At 70.7% G+C, this 14,794-nt stretch carries 14 protein-coding genes; 8 read left to right on the forward strand and 6 right to left on the reverse strand.

All coding sequences use genetic code 11. The annotated features are described in order from the left end of the window. Positions 1 to 15 precede the first annotated feature (15 nt). The 4 genes from AC1WTP_RS22010 (at position 16) to AC1WTP_RS22025 (ending at position 3,321) form a co-directional block, all read left to right on the forward strand. Entirely contained in the window at positions 16 to 696 is a 681-nt protein-coding gene (locus AC1WTP_RS22010) for a GntR family transcriptional regulator (RefSeq protein ID WP_481651155.1), read from the forward strand. Between the two features lie 70 nt (positions 697 to 766). Next, positions 767 to 1,528, forward strand: coding sequence for a carboxymuconolactone decarboxylase family protein (locus tag AC1WTP_RS22015; RefSeq protein ID WP_481651156.1), 762 nt, complete (start codon positions 767 to 769; stop codon positions 1,526 to 1,528). After that, complete coding sequence (locus tag AC1WTP_RS22020) at positions 1,525 to 3,003, forward strand: NAD-dependent succinate-semialdehyde dehydrogenase (protein WP_481651157.1); 1,479 nt, start codon at positions 1,525 to 1,527, stop codon at positions 3,001 to 3,003. Before AC1WTP_RS22015 ends, AC1WTP_RS22020 begins: the two co-directional genes overlap by 4 nt. Positions 3,004 to 3,030: 27 nt before the next feature. Beyond that, positions 3,031 to 3,321 carry a hypothetical protein gene (locus AC1WTP_RS22025; protein ID WP_481651158.1) on the forward strand — a complete coding sequence of 97 codons (291 nt, stop codon included), beginning with the start codon at positions 3,031 to 3,033 and terminating at the stop codon, positions 3,319 to 3,321. Positions 3,322 to 3,333: 12 nt separating this feature from the next. On the opposite strand, the gene AC1WTP_RS22030 is transcribed toward AC1WTP_RS22025, so the two are convergent. The 3 genes from AC1WTP_RS22030 to AC1WTP_RS22040 all read right to left on the reverse strand — a co-directional run bounded on the left by AC1WTP_RS22030 (position 3,334) and on the right by AC1WTP_RS22040 (position 6,935). Further along, positions 3,334 to 4,410, reverse strand: coding sequence for a S66 peptidase family protein (locus AC1WTP_RS22030; protein WP_481651159.1), 1,077 nt, complete (start codon positions 4,408 to 4,410; stop codon positions 3,334 to 3,336). A gap of 122 nt (positions 4,411 to 4,532) precedes the next feature. Next, positions 4,533 to 6,140, reverse strand: coding sequence for a GMC family oxidoreductase (locus tag AC1WTP_RS22035; protein WP_481651160.1), 1,608 nt, complete (start codon positions 6,138 to 6,140; stop codon positions 4,533 to 4,535). Between the two features lie 213 nt (positions 6,141 to 6,353). Next, on the reverse strand, positions 6,354 to 6,935 hold the full coding sequence (locus AC1WTP_RS22040; protein WP_481651161.1) for a hypothetical protein: 582 nt from the start codon (positions 6,933 to 6,935) through the stop codon (positions 6,354 to 6,356). A gap of 667 nt (positions 6,936 to 7,602) precedes the next feature. On the opposite strand from AC1WTP_RS22040, the gene AC1WTP_RS22045 reads away from it, so the two are divergent. Continuing rightward, entirely contained in the window at positions 7,603 to 8,184 is a 582-nt protein-coding gene (locus AC1WTP_RS22045) for a lytic polysaccharide monooxygenase auxiliary activity family 9 protein (protein ID WP_481651162.1), read from the forward strand. A 155-nt stretch (positions 8,185 to 8,339) separates the two neighbouring features. Here AC1WTP_RS22045 and AC1WTP_RS22050 read toward each other — a convergent pair whose 3' ends face one another. Both AC1WTP_RS22050 and AC1WTP_RS22055 read right to left on the reverse strand, forming a co-directional pair. Continuing rightward, a complete protein-coding gene (locus AC1WTP_RS22050) occupies positions 8,340 to 9,650 on the reverse strand; it encodes a phospholipase D-like domain-containing protein (protein ID WP_481651163.1) in 1,311 nt (436 codons plus the stop codon). 214 nt (positions 9,651 to 9,864) lie between these two features. Further along, positions 9,865 to 10,875, reverse strand: a complete 1,011-nt coding sequence (locus AC1WTP_RS22055) for a GlxA family transcriptional regulator (protein ID WP_481651164.1) — start codon at positions 10,873 to 10,875, stop codon at positions 9,865 to 9,867. 122 nt (positions 10,876 to 10,997) lie between these two features. Here AC1WTP_RS22055 and AC1WTP_RS22060 point away from each other — a divergent pair, with 122 nt between their 5' ends. Both AC1WTP_RS22060 and AC1WTP_RS22065 read left to right on the forward strand, forming a co-directional pair. Next, on the forward strand, positions 10,998 to 11,420 hold the full coding sequence (locus tag AC1WTP_RS22060) for a hypothetical protein (RefSeq protein WP_481651165.1): 423 nt from the start codon (positions 10,998 to 11,000) through the stop codon (positions 11,418 to 11,420). 67 nt (positions 11,421 to 11,487) lie between these two features. Then, positions 11,488 to 12,810, forward strand: a complete 1,323-nt coding sequence (locus AC1WTP_RS22065) for a DJ-1/PfpI family protein (protein WP_481651166.1) — start codon at positions 11,488 to 11,490, stop codon at positions 12,808 to 12,810. A 53-nt stretch (positions 12,811 to 12,863) separates the two neighbouring features. Here the strand turns inward: AC1WTP_RS22065 and AC1WTP_RS22070 are convergent, their stop codons facing one another. Then, positions 12,864 to 13,580 (reverse strand): TetR/AcrR family transcriptional regulator, encoded by a 717-nt coding sequence (locus tag AC1WTP_RS22070; protein ID WP_481651167.1) that lies wholly within the window; start codon positions 13,578 to 13,580, stop codon positions 12,864 to 12,866. A gap of 114 nt (positions 13,581 to 13,694) precedes the next feature. On the opposite strand from AC1WTP_RS22070, the gene AC1WTP_RS22075 reads away from it, so the two are divergent. Next, positions 13,695 to 14,678 (forward strand): NAD(P)-dependent alcohol dehydrogenase, encoded by a 984-nt coding sequence (locus AC1WTP_RS22075; RefSeq protein WP_481651168.1) that lies wholly within the window; start codon positions 13,695 to 13,697, stop codon positions 14,676 to 14,678. The last annotated feature ends 116 nt before the right edge of the window (positions 14,679 to 14,794 follow it).

The raw sequence follows: 14,794 nt of genomic DNA on the forward strand, positions 1-14,794 counted from the left end.
GCTGAAGAGGACCTCATGAGCCTGACCCAGTCGTGGACATCGGCGGGTGTGCAGCGCACCGCCGCCCCCCTGCGCGTGCAGGTGACGAACGCGGTGCGGCAGGCCATCCTCGACGCCCGGCTGAAGCCGGGGCAGCGCCTGGTGGAACGCGAACTGGTGGAGGGGCTCGGCGTCTCCCGGACCACGGTGCGGGAAGCGCTGCGGGAACTCGAGGCGGAAGGACTGATCATCACCATCCCGCAGAAGGGGGCGGTGGTCAGAACCCTGTCGCGATCCGAGGCGGAGGACCTCTACGACGTGCGAGCGGGTCTCGAGTCGCTCATCGTCAACCGGTTCACCCACCGTGCCTCCGAGGGCGACGTCCGCGCGTTGCGCGCGGCGTTCGACGCCTTCGCCGAGGTCTCCGCGGGTCCGGCGCCGGTCGGCGAGCTCCTCGCCGCGAAGGACGCGTTCTACTGCGTCCTCATCGCCGGCGCTCGCAGCGACGTGCTGAAGCAACTGCTGGAAGGCATTCAAGGTCAGGTCCAGGTGCTGCGGGCGCGGTCGCTGTCCCAGCCGGGGCGCCGCGCCGGGGCCGCGTCCGAACTGCGAGCGGTGGTGGAGGCGATCGAGGCGAAGGACGCGGAGCGAGCCTCCGCGCTCTGCGCCGACCACGTCCGCTCCGCAGCCCAGACCATATTCGCGTCCTTCGAATAATCTGTGCCGTCCCGCCCGCTCGAACGGGCGGTCTACCCACCCGCGCGCCAGCGCGGGCAGAGGAATCACCGTGTCGCTCACCGCTGAACAGGAACAGCTCAAGGCTACATTCATCGAGGTTCGGGGCACCTGGGGGCCGATGTGGGAGAGCCTCCTCAAGCTCGACCCCGACTTCCTCGCCGCCTACCTGAAGTTCTCCGCCGTTCCGTGGCGCAAGAACCACCTCGACGCCAAGACCAAGGAACTCATCTACATCGCCGTCGACGCGGCGGCGACCCACCTGTACGAGCCCGGCATCCGCCAGCACATCCGGGCCGCACTCTCCCACGGCGCGACGGCGCAGGAGATCATGGAGGTCATCGAGCTGACGAGCACGCTCGGAATCCACGCCATGAACATCGGCGTCCCGCTGCTGGTCGAGGTTCTCGAGGAGGCCGGCCTGCGCACCGGTCCCGCCGAGCTCACCGAGCACCAGGAACGGCTCAAGGCCGAGTTCACCGCCAACCGCGGGTACTGGCACGAGTTCTGGAACGAGATGCTGGAACTCGACCCGGAGCTGTTCGAGGCGTACACCGAGTTCTCCTCCGTGCCGTGGCGCAAGGGCGTCCTGGAACCCAAGGTCAAGGAGTTCGTCTACATCGCCTTCGACGCCGCCGCGACGCACCTGTACGTGCCGGGTCTGAAGCTGCACATGAGGAACGCGGTCGGCTACGGCGCCACGGCCGGCGAGATCCTCGAGGTCATGGAGATCGCCAGCGTCATCGGCATCCACGCCGCGACCACCGCCGTGCCGATCCTCGCCGAGGAACTGGCCGCCGGGGGAGAGGAGTGACCGCCGCTGCCCTCACCCCCGCCGAGCAGGCGGTGGTGAGCGACGTCCACACAGATCTCTTCCTCGCCGGCGCCTGGACGAAGGCGTCGGACGGCGCCACCCTGCCGGTGGAGGACCCGGCGACGGGACAGGTGATCGCCGAGGTGGCCGACGCCACGCCGGCGGACGGCGCCCGGGCGCTGGACGCGGCCGTCGCCGCCCAGGCCGGTTGGGCGCGGACCCCACCGCGCGAGCGCGGCGAGATCCTGCGTCGGGCGTACGCGGCGATGGTGGACCGGGCCGACGAGCTCGCCCTGCTGATGACCCTGGAAATGGGGAAGCCGGTGAGCGAGTCCCGGGCAGAGGTGCGCTACGCCGCCGAGTTCTTCCGCTGGTTCTCGGAGGAAGCGGTCCGCATCGCGGGCACCTGGTCCACCGCCCCCGACGGCCAGACCCGCCTGTGGACGATGAAACAGCCGGTCGGGCCGTGCCTGTTCATCACCCCCTGGAACTTCCCGCTCGCGATGGGCACCCGGAAGATCGGCCCAGCGGTGGCCGCCGGATGCACGATGATCGTCAAGCCGGCCGCCCAGACCCCGCTCAGCATGCTCGCCCTGGCCCAGATCCTGGCGGAGGCGGGCCTGCCCGACGGCGTGCTCTCGGTGCTGCCGACCTCTTCGCCCCAGCGGCTCACCGCGCCCCTGATCGCCGATCCACGGCTGCGCAAGCTCTCCTTCACCGGTTCCACGGCCGTCGGCCGGAAGCTCGCGGAGCAGTCGGCGCACCAGCTGCTGCGGGTGTCGGTCGAGCTCGGCGGAAACGCGCCGTTCATCGTCTTCGACGACGCGGACCTTGACCAGGCCGTCGACGAGGCGATGAAGGCCAAGCTGCGCAACAACGGTGAGGCGTGTACGGCCGCCAACCGGTTCTACGTCCACGAAACCGTGGCCCGGTCCTTCGCGGACCGGCTCGCGGACCGCTTCCGCGCTCTGGTCGTCGGCCGTGGCGCGGACGAGTCCGTCACGCTCGGCCCGCTCATCGACCGGACCGCCGTCACCAAGGTCGCCAGCCTCGTCGACCGGGCGGTCCAGGACGGCGCCAGGCTGGTGACCGGCGGCGGCCGCGACGACGGACGGGGCTACTTCTACCCGCCGACGGTGCTCGCCGACGTGCCGTCCCACAGCATCATCCTGCGGGAGGAGATCTTCGGACCGGTCGCCCCGATCACCACGTTCGCCACCGAGGAGGATGTGCTCGCCGAGGTCAACTCCTCGGAGTACGGCCTCGCCTCGTACGTCTTCACCCGCAGCCTGGACAGGGCACTGCGGGTGTGCGAACGGCTGGAGGTGGGCATGGTCGGCCTCAACCGGGGCGTGCTGTCGAACGCCGCCGCCCCCTTCGGCGGCGTCAAGGCCAGCGGGTTCGGCCGCGAGGGTGGCCGGGAGGGCATTGAGGAGTACCTGGAGACCAAGTACGTCGCGGTCAACGTCACCTGACGCGGTGATCCGCCCTCGCGCTACCCGATGCCGAACGTCGCGGTAGTCGCGTTTGATCCGCCAGCGGATCTTGAGCTAGCGGATCAGGTCGGTGCGGTTGGTGGTGGCGGGCAGGCGATGAACTCGGCGCTGATGGTGCCTTTCGAGCCTTCCCGCCAGGTGATCGTCTCGGCATCGGTCTCGGCCGGCTACCCGCACCGGCCGAGACACCCGACCGTCACCCGGGTACGCAACGAGGACGGCCAGGACCACGCCGTGACCGACTACGTCCACCGCACGGGCGGCCACCCGACCCGCTGTCCGGACGACCGGCCGTAGGACGGGTCCGGGCTACCGGACGCCAGGCTCCACGGTCAGCGTCCCCGCCTCGGCGTCGATCGTGGCCTGGACGCCGAGCGGGACGGTGAGCTGGCCGTTGCCATGCCCGAGGCGGAGCCCGCCGAGCACCGGTACGCCGAGGTCGTAGAGGCGGTCCTTGAGTACCGCGGCCGCATCCCACTCGCCGGGCCTGCCGACGCTGTTGGTGATCTGGCCGACAACCACCCCGGCAACCCGGCCCAGTACGCCGACCCGGCGCAGCTCGGTCAACATCCTGTCGTAGCTGTACGGCGCCTCGTCCACGTCCTCGAAGAACAGGATGGCGTCGTCGAAGTCCGGGGCGTCCCCGGCGCCCAGCGAGGTCGAGATCAGGGTCAGGCACCCGCCGAGCAGCCGGCCGGTCGCCCGGCCCGGCACCATGACCGAGGCGGCCGTCTCGGCCGGATCCCGGTTGATGGTGATCGGCGCGGTGGTCATCACCGCCCGGCGCAGCGACTCGGCCGAGTCCGGGCCGGTCCGGCTGTCCGTCCAGTTGACCATCGGGCCGTAGAAGCTGACCAGGCCGGCCTCGCGCCACAGCCGACCGTGGATGCTGGTGATGTCGCTGAACCCGACCACTACCTTCGGGTCGCGACGCAGGGCGGATATGGTCATCCGGTCCACGATCCGCTGCGTGCCGTAGCCGCCACGGGCGGCGAAGACTGCCCGCACGCCCGGGTCGGCGAACGCGGCGTTCACGTCGGCCAGCCGCTGCGCGTCGGTGCCGGCCAGGTAGCCGTAGCGGGTGAAGACGTGCTGGCCCAGCTCCACCTCCAGCCCCCAGCCACGGAGGATCTCGATGCCACGCTCCATCAGTGCCGGGTCCGGCGTGCCTCCCGGCGACACCACCCGAACCCGGTCACCGGGGATCAGGGCCCGGGCCCGCACCGGTGCCCGCCCGCGGCGCGGCGCCGCCTGGGCCGACCCGGCGGTGCCGATCAGCAACGTGCCACCGGTCGCCGCCGCCGCTCCGGCGTGCAGCACGCGCCGCCGGGACAGGACCGTGGCGTGGGGCTCCGTGGTGGCTACGCCCTCGTCAGAATCTCGCATCGGCGTCCTCTCCGTCGTGCCGGGACCGGCGTTCGGGCCGGCAACCCATCAGGTGACATCGATGTTATTGGCCTCCACAAGCGATCTCTACCTATGGAGGAGGCCCGGCTACCGGGCGCGCGTCAGGCGCGCCCGAGGATGATGTCCGCCGCTCGCCAGGCCATCGCCATCATCGGCCCGTTGAGGTTTCCGGAGACCATGACCGGCAGCACGGAGCAGTCGACGACCCGCAGGTTGGTCACGCCCCGCACCCGCAGTTGGGAGTCGACCACGTCGTCGTCGTTCGGGCCCATGGCGCAGGTGCCCATCGCGTGGTAGCCGCAGTAGCCGTGCTCCAACGCCGCGTCGATGATCTCCTGGTCGCTACGCAGATCCGCGCCGGGTAGCGTCTCCGCCTTGATCCGTTTCGCGATCGGGCCGGTGGCGAAGAGCTCCCGCATCCGGCGGAACAGGTCCGCCCCGACCCTCCGGTCGTGTTCCGTGGCGAGGTAGTTGGGCACGATCTCCAACGGGACGTCCGGGTCCGTCGAGGTGATGCGCACACGTCCTTCGCTGTCCGGCCGCAGGATCGTGCCCAGGCACATCGCGCCCGGTTCCCGCTCCAGCGGCAGCTGCTTGCCTGGCACCTGTGGGCCCGCCGAGAACGGCGCCGCCAGCAGTTGCGCGTCGGGCCGGTCGAGTTCGGGGCGCGTCTTGAAGAAGCCGGTCACGTCGTAGACGGGGAGGGCGAGCGGCCCCCGGCGGGTCACCAGGTAGCGCACACCAGCCATCGCCTGCCGGGGCTTGGTGTTGAGCACCCGGTTGTACCCGAGGTTCTCGGTGAGCCGGAACTGCAGCTTGAAGTACCGGTGCTCGCGCAACCGGGCGCCGACGTTCGGGCTGTCGACGAGCACGTCCACCCCGGCCGACCGCAGCGGGTCGGCGGGACCGATGCCCGACAGTTGCAGCAGTTTCGGGGTCGCGAGGCTGCCCGACGCGATGATCACTTCGCGGGTGGCCGCGTAGTCGACCGTCCGGCCTTCTCGCCGGGTACGCACGCCGGTGGCCTTGCCGCCCTCGAACAGGATGCGCAGCACGAGGGTGTTGACGGCGATGGTCAGGTTGCGGCGACGCGCGACCGGGTGGAGGAAGGCGGCGGCCGCGCTCACCCGGCGGCCGTTTCTGATGGTGGCCATCGTGTAGCCGATGCGCTCGTCGTCGGTGGCGTTGAGGTCCTGCTCGCGCTTCCAGCCGAGTTCGACACCGGAGGCGATGGTCTCCTCGCACAGCTCGTCGGACTCCGCCGGCGCCACCGCCGAGATGTGCAGCGGCCCCCCGGCGCCGCGTACGTCGGAGGGGCCCAGCTCGTGGTCCTCGATCTTCTTGAAAATCGGGAGGACGGTGTCCCAGCCCCAGCCGGGGTTGCCGAGCCGTTCGATCTCGTCGTAGTCGGCGCGGTTGCCCCGGTTGTAGACCATGCCGTTGATCGAGCTCGACCCGCCGAGCACCTTACCCCGCGGCCACACCTCGACCCGGCCGGTCGGCCCGAACGGGCGGACCGGGTAGTGCCAGGCGGTCTTCGGGCTGTCCATGACCTGCACGAAGCCCTTCGGAATCCTGATGAGAGGGTGGCTGTCCGCACCGCCGGCCTCGATCAACAGCACCCGCGCGCCGGGGTCTTCGGAGAGGCGGTTGGCGAGCACGCAGCCCGCCGATCCCGCTCCGACGATGACGTAGTCGAACTCGTCCACGGGAATCCTTTCCTGCCTGTGGCCGGGCGGGTCAGCCGGGGCGGTGCGGCGCGCCACAAACGCCACAGCGTCGCAAGCGGCTCCACCGGCGAGCCGTCCCGCGGACGCTGCCGCCAATGATGGCAGGTGATGGCCATCGATGGGAGAGCGTTGTGGCGCGCTGAAGATCCGCGAACGCCTGCGTGACGACTGCCGGACAACCACCCGGCATGGTCAGAGCCCGGCCGCGGCGTCATACCGGCGGCGCAGGTCGGCCATTTCCGAGTCGGCCAGCGCCTCCTTGAGCGCCAGCTCCGCGTACGTGTCCGGGAACATCTCCCGCAGCCGGTCGACGAACATGACGTCGGCGGTCGCCTCGACCACCTGGATGCCCGGGGGCTCGGTGGACATGTCCATGATCACCGGGCCGGCCAGTTTGACCGCCCAGTCCCAGGGGCGCTTCTGCTCGGCGACCCCGCAGAGGTGGAAGCCGTAGACGGTCTGCACGTCGGCGAGCGCGGTGACCTCGGCCGGCTCGTAGCCGTAGACGCGGACCCCGCAGATCACCGTCGGCCTCGCCTCCTCCTCGGTGGCCGGCTGCTGGACGTCGTGTCCAGCGTGGTTGTGTTGCCCCGGGTCCGCCTGTTCGAGCGTTGTCCGCATCCGGGTCATGATCTGCGCTTGCAGATCCGCCGGCTCCGCCTCGGAGCCGGTCGAGTTGGCCAGTACGACCGCGCCGGCCGTCATCGCCAGGATCGCCGCCACCCACACGAAGCGGTTCCGGTACCACCCCGCGAAACTCTCCCGGGAAATCATGACTGCTTCTCACCTCGTCGCCGGTTCTGGTGCGTTGGCAGACCGCATCGGACGCCCCGGCGTGTCAGACGTCGAGCGCGTCGGCCGCCGCGGGACACGTACCGGGGATACGTACGGCGGGGACATCTGCCCGGGATATGTGCCCGTCGTCGTGGAGATGGCCCGGCGATGCGGCGCGCGAGCGTCTGCCCAAGCGGCGCGCTACCGGCACTGCGATGCTCCCGTGCTGGCCGTTCCCAGCGCGGTTGCCCCCGCGCTGCGGCGATGTGAGCCATTGCAGCACGCCTGGGCCGCTCGGGCAACATCGACGATCCTCAGCGTGATGCCGGCCGGGTCAACCTGCCGGCAGGGGTGGGGAACGAGTGACCGGGCCGACCTTCTGATCGCCCGCGGCCGATCTTCGGGTCGGTCCGAAGCGGACAAACCGTGAGTCGTACCCGACGACGGCCCCGGTCAACTCAATCCATCAAATTAATCGAGAAACGTTGATATACGGACCGGTAGCTGTAAAGCTCGTCCCTGGAAGCGCTCCCATCGGATCCCTAGCGCCGAAGAAGGAGGATGTACCATGCGTTCACGCAGGCCCGATCAATCCGGCGGGCGATCCCGGCCGGCCCTTCGTCAGCCCCTTCGAGCGGCTGTCCTGCTGCTCACCATGATGGTCGGCATGCTGCCCTGGACCGGTGCGGCCCAGGCCCATGGCACCATCATCAACCCGGCATCTCGCGCCTACAAGTGCTGGCAGACCTGGGGAAGCAACCACACCAACCCGGCCATGCAGCAGCAGGACCCCATGTGCTGGCGGGCGTTCCAGGCCAACCCCGACACCATGTGGAACTGGATGAGCGCGCTGCGGGACGGCCTCGGCGGGAACTTCCAAGGCCGTACCCCTGACGGGCAGCTGTGCAGCAACGCTCTCTCCAGGAACGACAGCCTGAACCAGCCCGGAGCGTGGAAGACGACCAACGTCAGCCGCAACTTCACGATCCAGCTGTACGACCAGGCCAGCCACGGTGCTGACTTCTTCCGGGTCTACGTCAGCAAGAACGGGTTCAACCCGGCCACCCAGCGCCTCGGATGGGGGACCCTCGACTTCATCACGCAGACCGGGAGATACGCGCCCGCGCAGAACATCTCGTTCAACGTCTCGACCTCCGGGTACACCGGACACCACATCGTCTTCGTCATCTGGCAGGCATCGCACCTCGACCAGACGTACATGTGGTGCAGCGACGTGAACTTCGTCTGATCAGGAAGGCCGACAACCGCGGCACTGCTCCGGCCCGGGCCGACGGCCTGGGCCGGAGTAGCGCGGAAGCCCCGGAGCTCTCCGGTGCGATGGCGCCTCGCCCGGCGGGTCCGGGTCCTCGCCGGGCGACGCGCGCGGGTTCGACCGGGTCACGCTCAGCGGACGGCTCCGCCGCGGGCCCGGCAGGTGTCCCGGACGTGCCAGAAGTCGCGCAGGTAGTCGTCGTGCATGCCGCGTCCCATGATCCGCAGCAGGGTCTCGTCGGCCTGCCGAAGGGCCGAGACGGCGTAGTTGTGACTGCCGGTGAAGACCCGTGGCACGATGTCGTCGTCGTACGCGCCGTCGATCAGCATGTACTTGTTGTGGGTGCGGATGTCCAGCCCCGGGCCGACGTTGAAGTTGCACCTGGTGAGCTGGATGTTGCCGCCCAGCGCGTTGAGCACCGCGGTGTTCGCCTCGGTGTAGACGACGTCGACCCAGCAGCCGGCGTTACGCAGTGCGGTGAGCCGCTTGGCCACCTCGGGTCGGGTGAACGAGTACATGTTGACCCGGATGTCGGTCTGCCGGCGGATGCCCGCGTCGTCGTAGCTGCACGAGGTCACCGCGTTCAGGATGCTCACCACGGTGTCGGTGGCGGGGTCGGAGATGGGTTGGCCGGACCGTTCCCGGCGGGGGAAGAAGTGCGCCTTGTAGGTGCTGCCGGTCGGCGTCACCCAGTAGTAGTCGTTGTCGCCGGTCGAGCTGTACCGGTGGGAGCGCAGGTCCGCGAAGTACGTCCGGTAAGCGTTGTACGTGCTGGCGTCGCTGAACGTCACCCCGTTGTTGTACGCCTCGTTCGCGTCCCACCACGTCAGGTTCGCCGAGCCCTGGAAGACCACGTTGGACACGACCGCCCCGGTGTCGAGCACGACCTTCGAGGCGGTCAGGAACTTGTTGTGGTTGTACGCGGTGACCGTCGAGTCGGTGTACTGGATCGCCCGGGTGCCGATGCAGCCGCGGTCCTGGCTGGGGAAGCGGTCCGCGCAGTGCACGATGTACGAGCCGGCGGTGTCGGTCGAGCCGAGGACCGGTTGCAGCCGCTGGAACGGGCGCCCGGTCGCCGAGGACTGGTCGACGATGATCTTCACCCGGACGCCCCGCTGGTGCGCCCGGATGAGGCGGTCGGGGATGTCCGGGGTGGTAACCGAGTCGGTCACGTCCGAGAACGAGAAGTGGAACCACGACATCTGGATCTCCTCGCCCGCCGGGACCCGGTCGATGATCCGGGCCAACTGCGTGAAGATCGCGTTCTGCTCGGCGACCGAGCCCAGCGGTCGGCTGAACACTGGTTTGTTCAGCACCGGGTCGGGCTCGGCGGCGCTGGCCGGCGAGGGGAGCAGGGCGGGGGCGCCGCCGGCGGCCAGGAGGGTCATGAAGACCAGTGCCGAACGGGCCGCGAGTTGTGGCAGAAATTTACGAGTTCGCATGTATGGATGGTCTCACCGGTGTCAGTCGGCGGGCTACCCCGCGACGTGCCGGGCCGGGAAGGTCGCAACCGGCCGGCGGCGCCGCATTCACAGCCGGGCGATGTCGTCGGCCGCCGCCGACTCCGACGACGCGGGCCTCGCGGAGCTGACGCCGGACCCAGGGTCGTGATCTCGGCGCGGCTGCGGGCGCCGCTGCCGTGGGCCAACGACCGTCCTACGAGGACGCTCGGCCCGTTGACGTCGCGGCGCCCGTGCGGTCGCCGGAGGTGGACTGGGTGGCGCGGTAGTGCGACGGCGAGACGCCGTAGGTGCCGACGAACGCCTGGCGCAGGGCCTCGACGGTTCCGAACCCGCAGCGGCCCGCTATCGCCTCCACCGTCAGATCGGTACCGGTGAGCAGGTGCGCGGCCGCCTCCACCCTGGCCCGCCGTACGAACCGGCCCGGTGTCACGCCGATCTCCTTGACGAACAGCCGGGCGAGATGCCGTTCGCTGACCCCGGCGCGCCGGGCCAGCGTAGCTGCGGAGAGATCCTCGTACAGGTGCGACGAGATGTGCGAGACGGTGTCCTGCACCAGGGAGTGCCGGACCGCGGGTGGTGCCGTGAACATGCTCATCTGCGCCTGGTTGCCGGGTCGCTGGAGGTAGGTCACCAGATGGCGCGACACGTCTCTGGCCAGCGCCGGGCCCTCGTCGGCCTCGATGAACGCCAACGTGAGGTCCAGCGCCGCCGTCACGCCCGCCGAGGTGCACACGTCGCCCTCGGCGATGAAGATGGGATCGCTGTCGAACTCCACGCGCGGAAACCGCCCCTGAAGGTAGGCCGCGTGGTGCCAGTGCGTCGCGACCCGCCGTCCGTCGAGCAGACCTGCCGCGGCCAGCACGCCGGCTCCGGTGCAGACCGACGCGACGCGGCGTGTCTCGCGACCAAGTCGACGGACGTGGGCGACGAGGCGGTCGTCCTGCATCGCGTCCACGTAGCCGATCCCGCCGGAGACGATGAGCGTGTCCAACGGTCCGCGAGCCCGCTCGAGCGCGATCTCGGCGTTCACCACCAGCCCGGCCGCGGTGCGGATCGGAGCGCCGCCGGGCGAGGCCAGCCGGAGCCCGTAGATCGCGTGTCCTCGAAGGTAGTTGGCCATCTGGAGGGACGCCGTCACGCAGGCGATGTCGAGCAGTTCGGCCGCGGGATAGCCGACGACCAGGACGCGACGTGTGGTCCCCACGGTGCCACGGTACGGGCCGTGTCGCCGACCGGCGACAGGTCCGTAGGACAGCCGACCCAAGTATTCGGACCGAGACGCGGCCGAGCCTCGCCGCGACGACGTCCGCCGCGCACGGTGGGTTCATGGCAACCAGCAACCCGGCCCGGCCGGCCCACCGCCGCCGCGGACCCGTGCGCGTCGTACGCCCGCTGGTCCGGCACTTCGCCGAGATGGTCATCGCGATGACCGTCGGCATGACGGTGATCGGCGTCCTCCGCTCGTCCATCGGACTCACCGTCCCGTTCGCCGAGCGTCCCGGCGCCTCCTACCTGTTGATGGCGACGGACATGGCGATCGGCATGGCCGTCTGGATGCGCGTCCGCGGCCACCCGTGGGCCGCGACCCTCGAGATGTGCGCGGCCATGTACGTGCCCGTCGCCCTGGTGCCCCTCGTGTGGACCGGGGTCATCGGATCGATGTCGTTGATGATCGCCGTCCACCTCCTCACGCTGGCCGCCATGCTGGCCGTGCTCCTGCGCCGTCGCCACCAACTCGTCCACCGCTGACCCGGGCCGCCCCGGCCCGGTCGACAGCACCACACACCAGACCGTCTCGAGCGAGGAGCTGTGGCCCATGCGGAGACGTATCGCCCGTATCGTCATCGTCACGGTGGCGGCGCTCGTCGTGCCCGCCGCCGTCGGGACGCTGGGCGCCCGGCGAGCGGCCGACGGGGTCTACCCCGAGCGCGTCTCGGGCGCAGCCGCGCCCGAGCGTCCGGCGCCCGCCCTGGACCCGGGCCGGCCCACGGTGGCCATCGTGCTCGGCCCGGCCGGCGCCAACGTCGCGGACACCCTTGCGCCGTACGAGGTGTTCGCGGCGACGGGCCGGTTCAACGTGGTGACCGTGGCGCCGACATCCGACCCGGTGACCCTGACCGGCGGTCTCGACCTCGTTCCCGACCTGAGCTTCGCGGAGCTGGCGGCCCGGGCGGCCGAGCCGCCGGACGTCATCGTCGTGCCGCAGCTGCACGGCCCCACGTCCGACGTGGTGCGGTGGCTGCGTGCCCAGCGCCGGCAGGGAGCCCCGCTCCTGATGAGCGTGTGCGTGGGCGCCGAGGTGCTCGCCGACGCCGGGCTCCTCGACGGCCGGCCGGCCACCTCGCACTGGCTCAAGCTGATCGGGCTACGACGCAGCGATCCGGACGTGAACTGGACCGAGGGCGTCCGGTTCGTCGACGACGGCGACATCATCACCACCGCCGGCGTGCTGTCCGGGATCGACGGCGCTCTCCGAGTCGTGGAGCGGCTCATCGGCCCCGGGGAGGCCGAGCGGGTCTCCCGGGCGCTGGCCTGGTCCGGCTACCGACCCGGCGAGCCGGTCGCCATCGCCGGCGAGGGCCCGGCGCCGCGTGACCTGGTGGCGCTGTTGAGCGCCGCCTACCGGTGGGACCGGCCGACGACGGGCGTGCTGCTGGCCGACGGCGTGGGCGAGATCGAACTGGCCGCCGCCTTCCGGCCCTACACCGAGCTGTCCTACCTGGCGCGCCTCGAGGCGTTCAGCGTCGACGGTCGGGCCATCCGTTCCCGGCACGGCCTGACGTTCCTGCCCCGCTCCGGCTGGAACCCGGCGGAGCCGGGCTTCGACCGGGTGCTGGTGCCCGACGCCACCTCCGGCGGGCCCGCCGTCCTCGGCGACGCGTCGGTCCCCGTGGACCCGCTGCACGACGCGGGTGAGTTTCCCTTCGACGGCGCGCTGCGCGACATCGGCCACACCTACGACGTCGCCACCGCCCGCTGGGTCGCCAAGTCCCTCCAGTACCCGGTCCCGGACCGGGAGCTACGCGGGCCTCGATGGCCGTGGCGTCTCACCGTGTTGCCGCTGCTGCTGGCCGGCGCCGGCGCGGCCGCGGTGATCCTGGTCGGCCGCGTCCTGACGCTGCGGCGCGCGAAGCGGTGACGAGCCCGGTCCGGTGAGTTGCGTGGATGTCTACCCGGAGACGGCCGGCCGTCTCAGTGGTGTCGCCGCGACGATGTCCAGCCCTGCCGTTGCAGTCGTTCGATGCCGTCCAGCAGCAGGTCCAGCGCGAACTCGAACTCGAACTGGTCGTCGCAGCCCTGCCCCACGACCGACTCGTCGTCGTGCGATGCCGCCGTGGCGATCTCCGCGAGGTGCGGGAACCGGGCGGCGACCTCCGGTGGTAGGGCCGCCGGCGGGTCGGGGTCGGTCGTGCCGGACCGGCCGGCGCGGCGGGAGGCGTCGAACAACTCCTGACTGAAGCCCAGGATCCGGCTGCCCATCGCGTGCATCACGTGGTGGGCGAGGTCCGCCGAGAACCCGCCGGCCCGGAACGTCCCGACCATCGAGTCGAGGTAGGCGAGGATGACCGGCGTCGCCGTGTTCCGCGACTCGATCACGAGCGCCGCCCAGGGGTGGCGCCGCAGCACCTGCCGCGCCGAGAGGATGCGCCGGCGGACCTCGTGCTTCCAGTCGGCGTCGGGCGCCGGCGGGTCGATCTCGCCGACCACCACGTCGATCATGCCGTCGAGCAGTTCGTCCTTGTTGGCCACGTGCTTGTAGAGGGCCATCGGCACGACGCCCAGATCCTGGGCGAGGTTGCGCATGCTGAGGGACTCGGTCCCGGCCTCGTCGGCGAGCGCGACGGCGGCACGCAGGATGCGGTCCCTGCTCAGCGGCGTCCGGCGCAGCGTCTCAACCTGCTCAGCCATCTCGGTCCTCGTCTGTCGGCGGCGGTTGAAACCATAACCACCTTGACGGGTGTACGGCGTACACCTACGGTACTTCCATGAGGTGTACGCCGTACACCTTGAGGGGAGGGGAAGATGAAGGCGATCGTCCAGGACCGATACGGCCCGCCGGAAACGCTTGCGCTCGCTGACGTCGCCGCGCCGGTGCCCGCCGCCGACGAGGTGCTCGTGCGGGTCGAGGCTGCCGCGCTCAACGCGTACGACTGGCATGCCATGCGCGGCGATCCGCGGATGGCGCGGTTGGCCATGGGGAGGTCCCGGCCCCGGGCGCGCATCCGTGGCCGCGACTTCGCCGGCCGGGTCGAGGCCGTCGGCGCCGAGGTTCGACAGTTCCGCCCGGGCGACCCGGTCTTCGGCGACGTTGGCGACGCCAACGGTGCGTTCGCCGAGTACGTCTGCGTGCCCGAGACTCTGGTCGCGCCGAAGCCGGCGAACCTGACGCCCCGGCAGGCGGCCGCCCTGCCGCTGGCCGGCATCACCGCGCTCATGGGACTCCGCGACGTCGGGCGGGTGGAGCCCGGCCACCGCGTCCTCATCAACGGCGCCTCCGGCGGCGTCGGCACCCTGGCGGTCCAACTGGCCAAGGCGCTCGGCGCGACCGTGACCGGGGTGTGCAGCACCCGCAACGTCGGCCTGGTCCGCTCCCTCGGCGCCGACCACGTCATCGACTACACCCGCGAAGACTTCGCCGACGACACGCGTCGCCACGAGGTCGTGTTCGACCTGGTCGGCAACCGCTCGCTCACCGCGCTCCGGCAGGCGCTGACCAAGACCGGGACGCTGGTGCTCTCCGGTGGCGGCGTGTACCGGGGCGGCAGCCTCGTCGGACCGATCTGGCTGATCGCGCGCGGGCGGCTGCTGGCGCCCTTCGTCCGACAGCGCATCGTCACCCTCACCACGGCACCCAGCCGGCAACACCTCGACACACTCCGCAGCCACGCCGAGGCCGGCCGCCTCACCCCGGTCATCGACCGGACCTATCCACTTCACGAGGTGCCCCAAGCCATCCGGTACCTCGAAGGTGAGCACGCGCGGGCGAAAGTCGTCATCACCGTCTGACCGGCCGGCGGGCGACGTGACCCCGACCACTGCGGGAGCCGGGCGTTGCCGCAGGAGCGGCGGGGTTGGTGGGTTCCCGGCCGGAGGTGCTGCCACACCGTGGCGGCGGTCCGGCA

This window comes from Micromonospora sp. R311 (assembly GCF_056780015.1).

Excerpts from the sequence above, each read along its gene's own strand:
- AC1WTP_RS22010 (WP_481651155.1), top strand. The coding sequence starts at position 16 with ATGAGCCTGACCCAGTCGTGGACATCGGCGGGTGTGCAGCGCACCGCC.
- AC1WTP_RS22025 (WP_481651158.1), top strand. The coding sequence starts at position 3,031 with ATGCCGAACGTCGCGGTAGTCGCGTTTGATCCGCCAGCGGATCTTGAG.
- AC1WTP_RS22030 (WP_481651159.1), bottom strand. The coding sequence starts at position 4,410 with ATGCGAGATTCTGACGAGGGCGTAGCCACCACGGAGCCCCACGCCACG.
- AC1WTP_RS22040 (WP_481651161.1), bottom strand. The coding sequence starts at position 6,935 with ATGATTTCCCGGGAGAGTTTCGCGGGGTGGTACCGGAACCGCTTCGTG.
- AC1WTP_RS22045 (WP_481651162.1), top strand. The coding sequence starts at position 7,603 with ATGCTGCCCTGGACCGGTGCGGCCCAGGCCCATGGCACCATCATCAAC.
- AC1WTP_RS22050 (WP_481651163.1), bottom strand. The coding sequence starts at position 9,650 with ATGCGAACTCGTAAATTTCTGCCACAACTCGCGGCCCGTTCGGCACTG.
- AC1WTP_RS22060 (WP_481651165.1), top strand. The coding sequence starts at position 10,998 with ATGGCAACCAGCAACCCGGCCCGGCCGGCCCACCGCCGCCGCGGACCC.
- AC1WTP_RS22065 (WP_481651166.1), top strand. The coding sequence starts at position 11,488 with ATGCGGAGACGTATCGCCCGTATCGTCATCGTCACGGTGGCGGCGCTC.
- AC1WTP_RS22070 (WP_481651167.1), bottom strand. The coding sequence starts at position 13,580 with ATGGCTGAGCAGGTTGAGACGCTGCGCCGGACGCCGCTGAGCAGGGAC.
- AC1WTP_RS22075 (WP_481651168.1), top strand. The coding sequence starts at position 13,695 with ATGAAGGCGATCGTCCAGGACCGATACGGCCCGCCGGAAACGCTTGCG.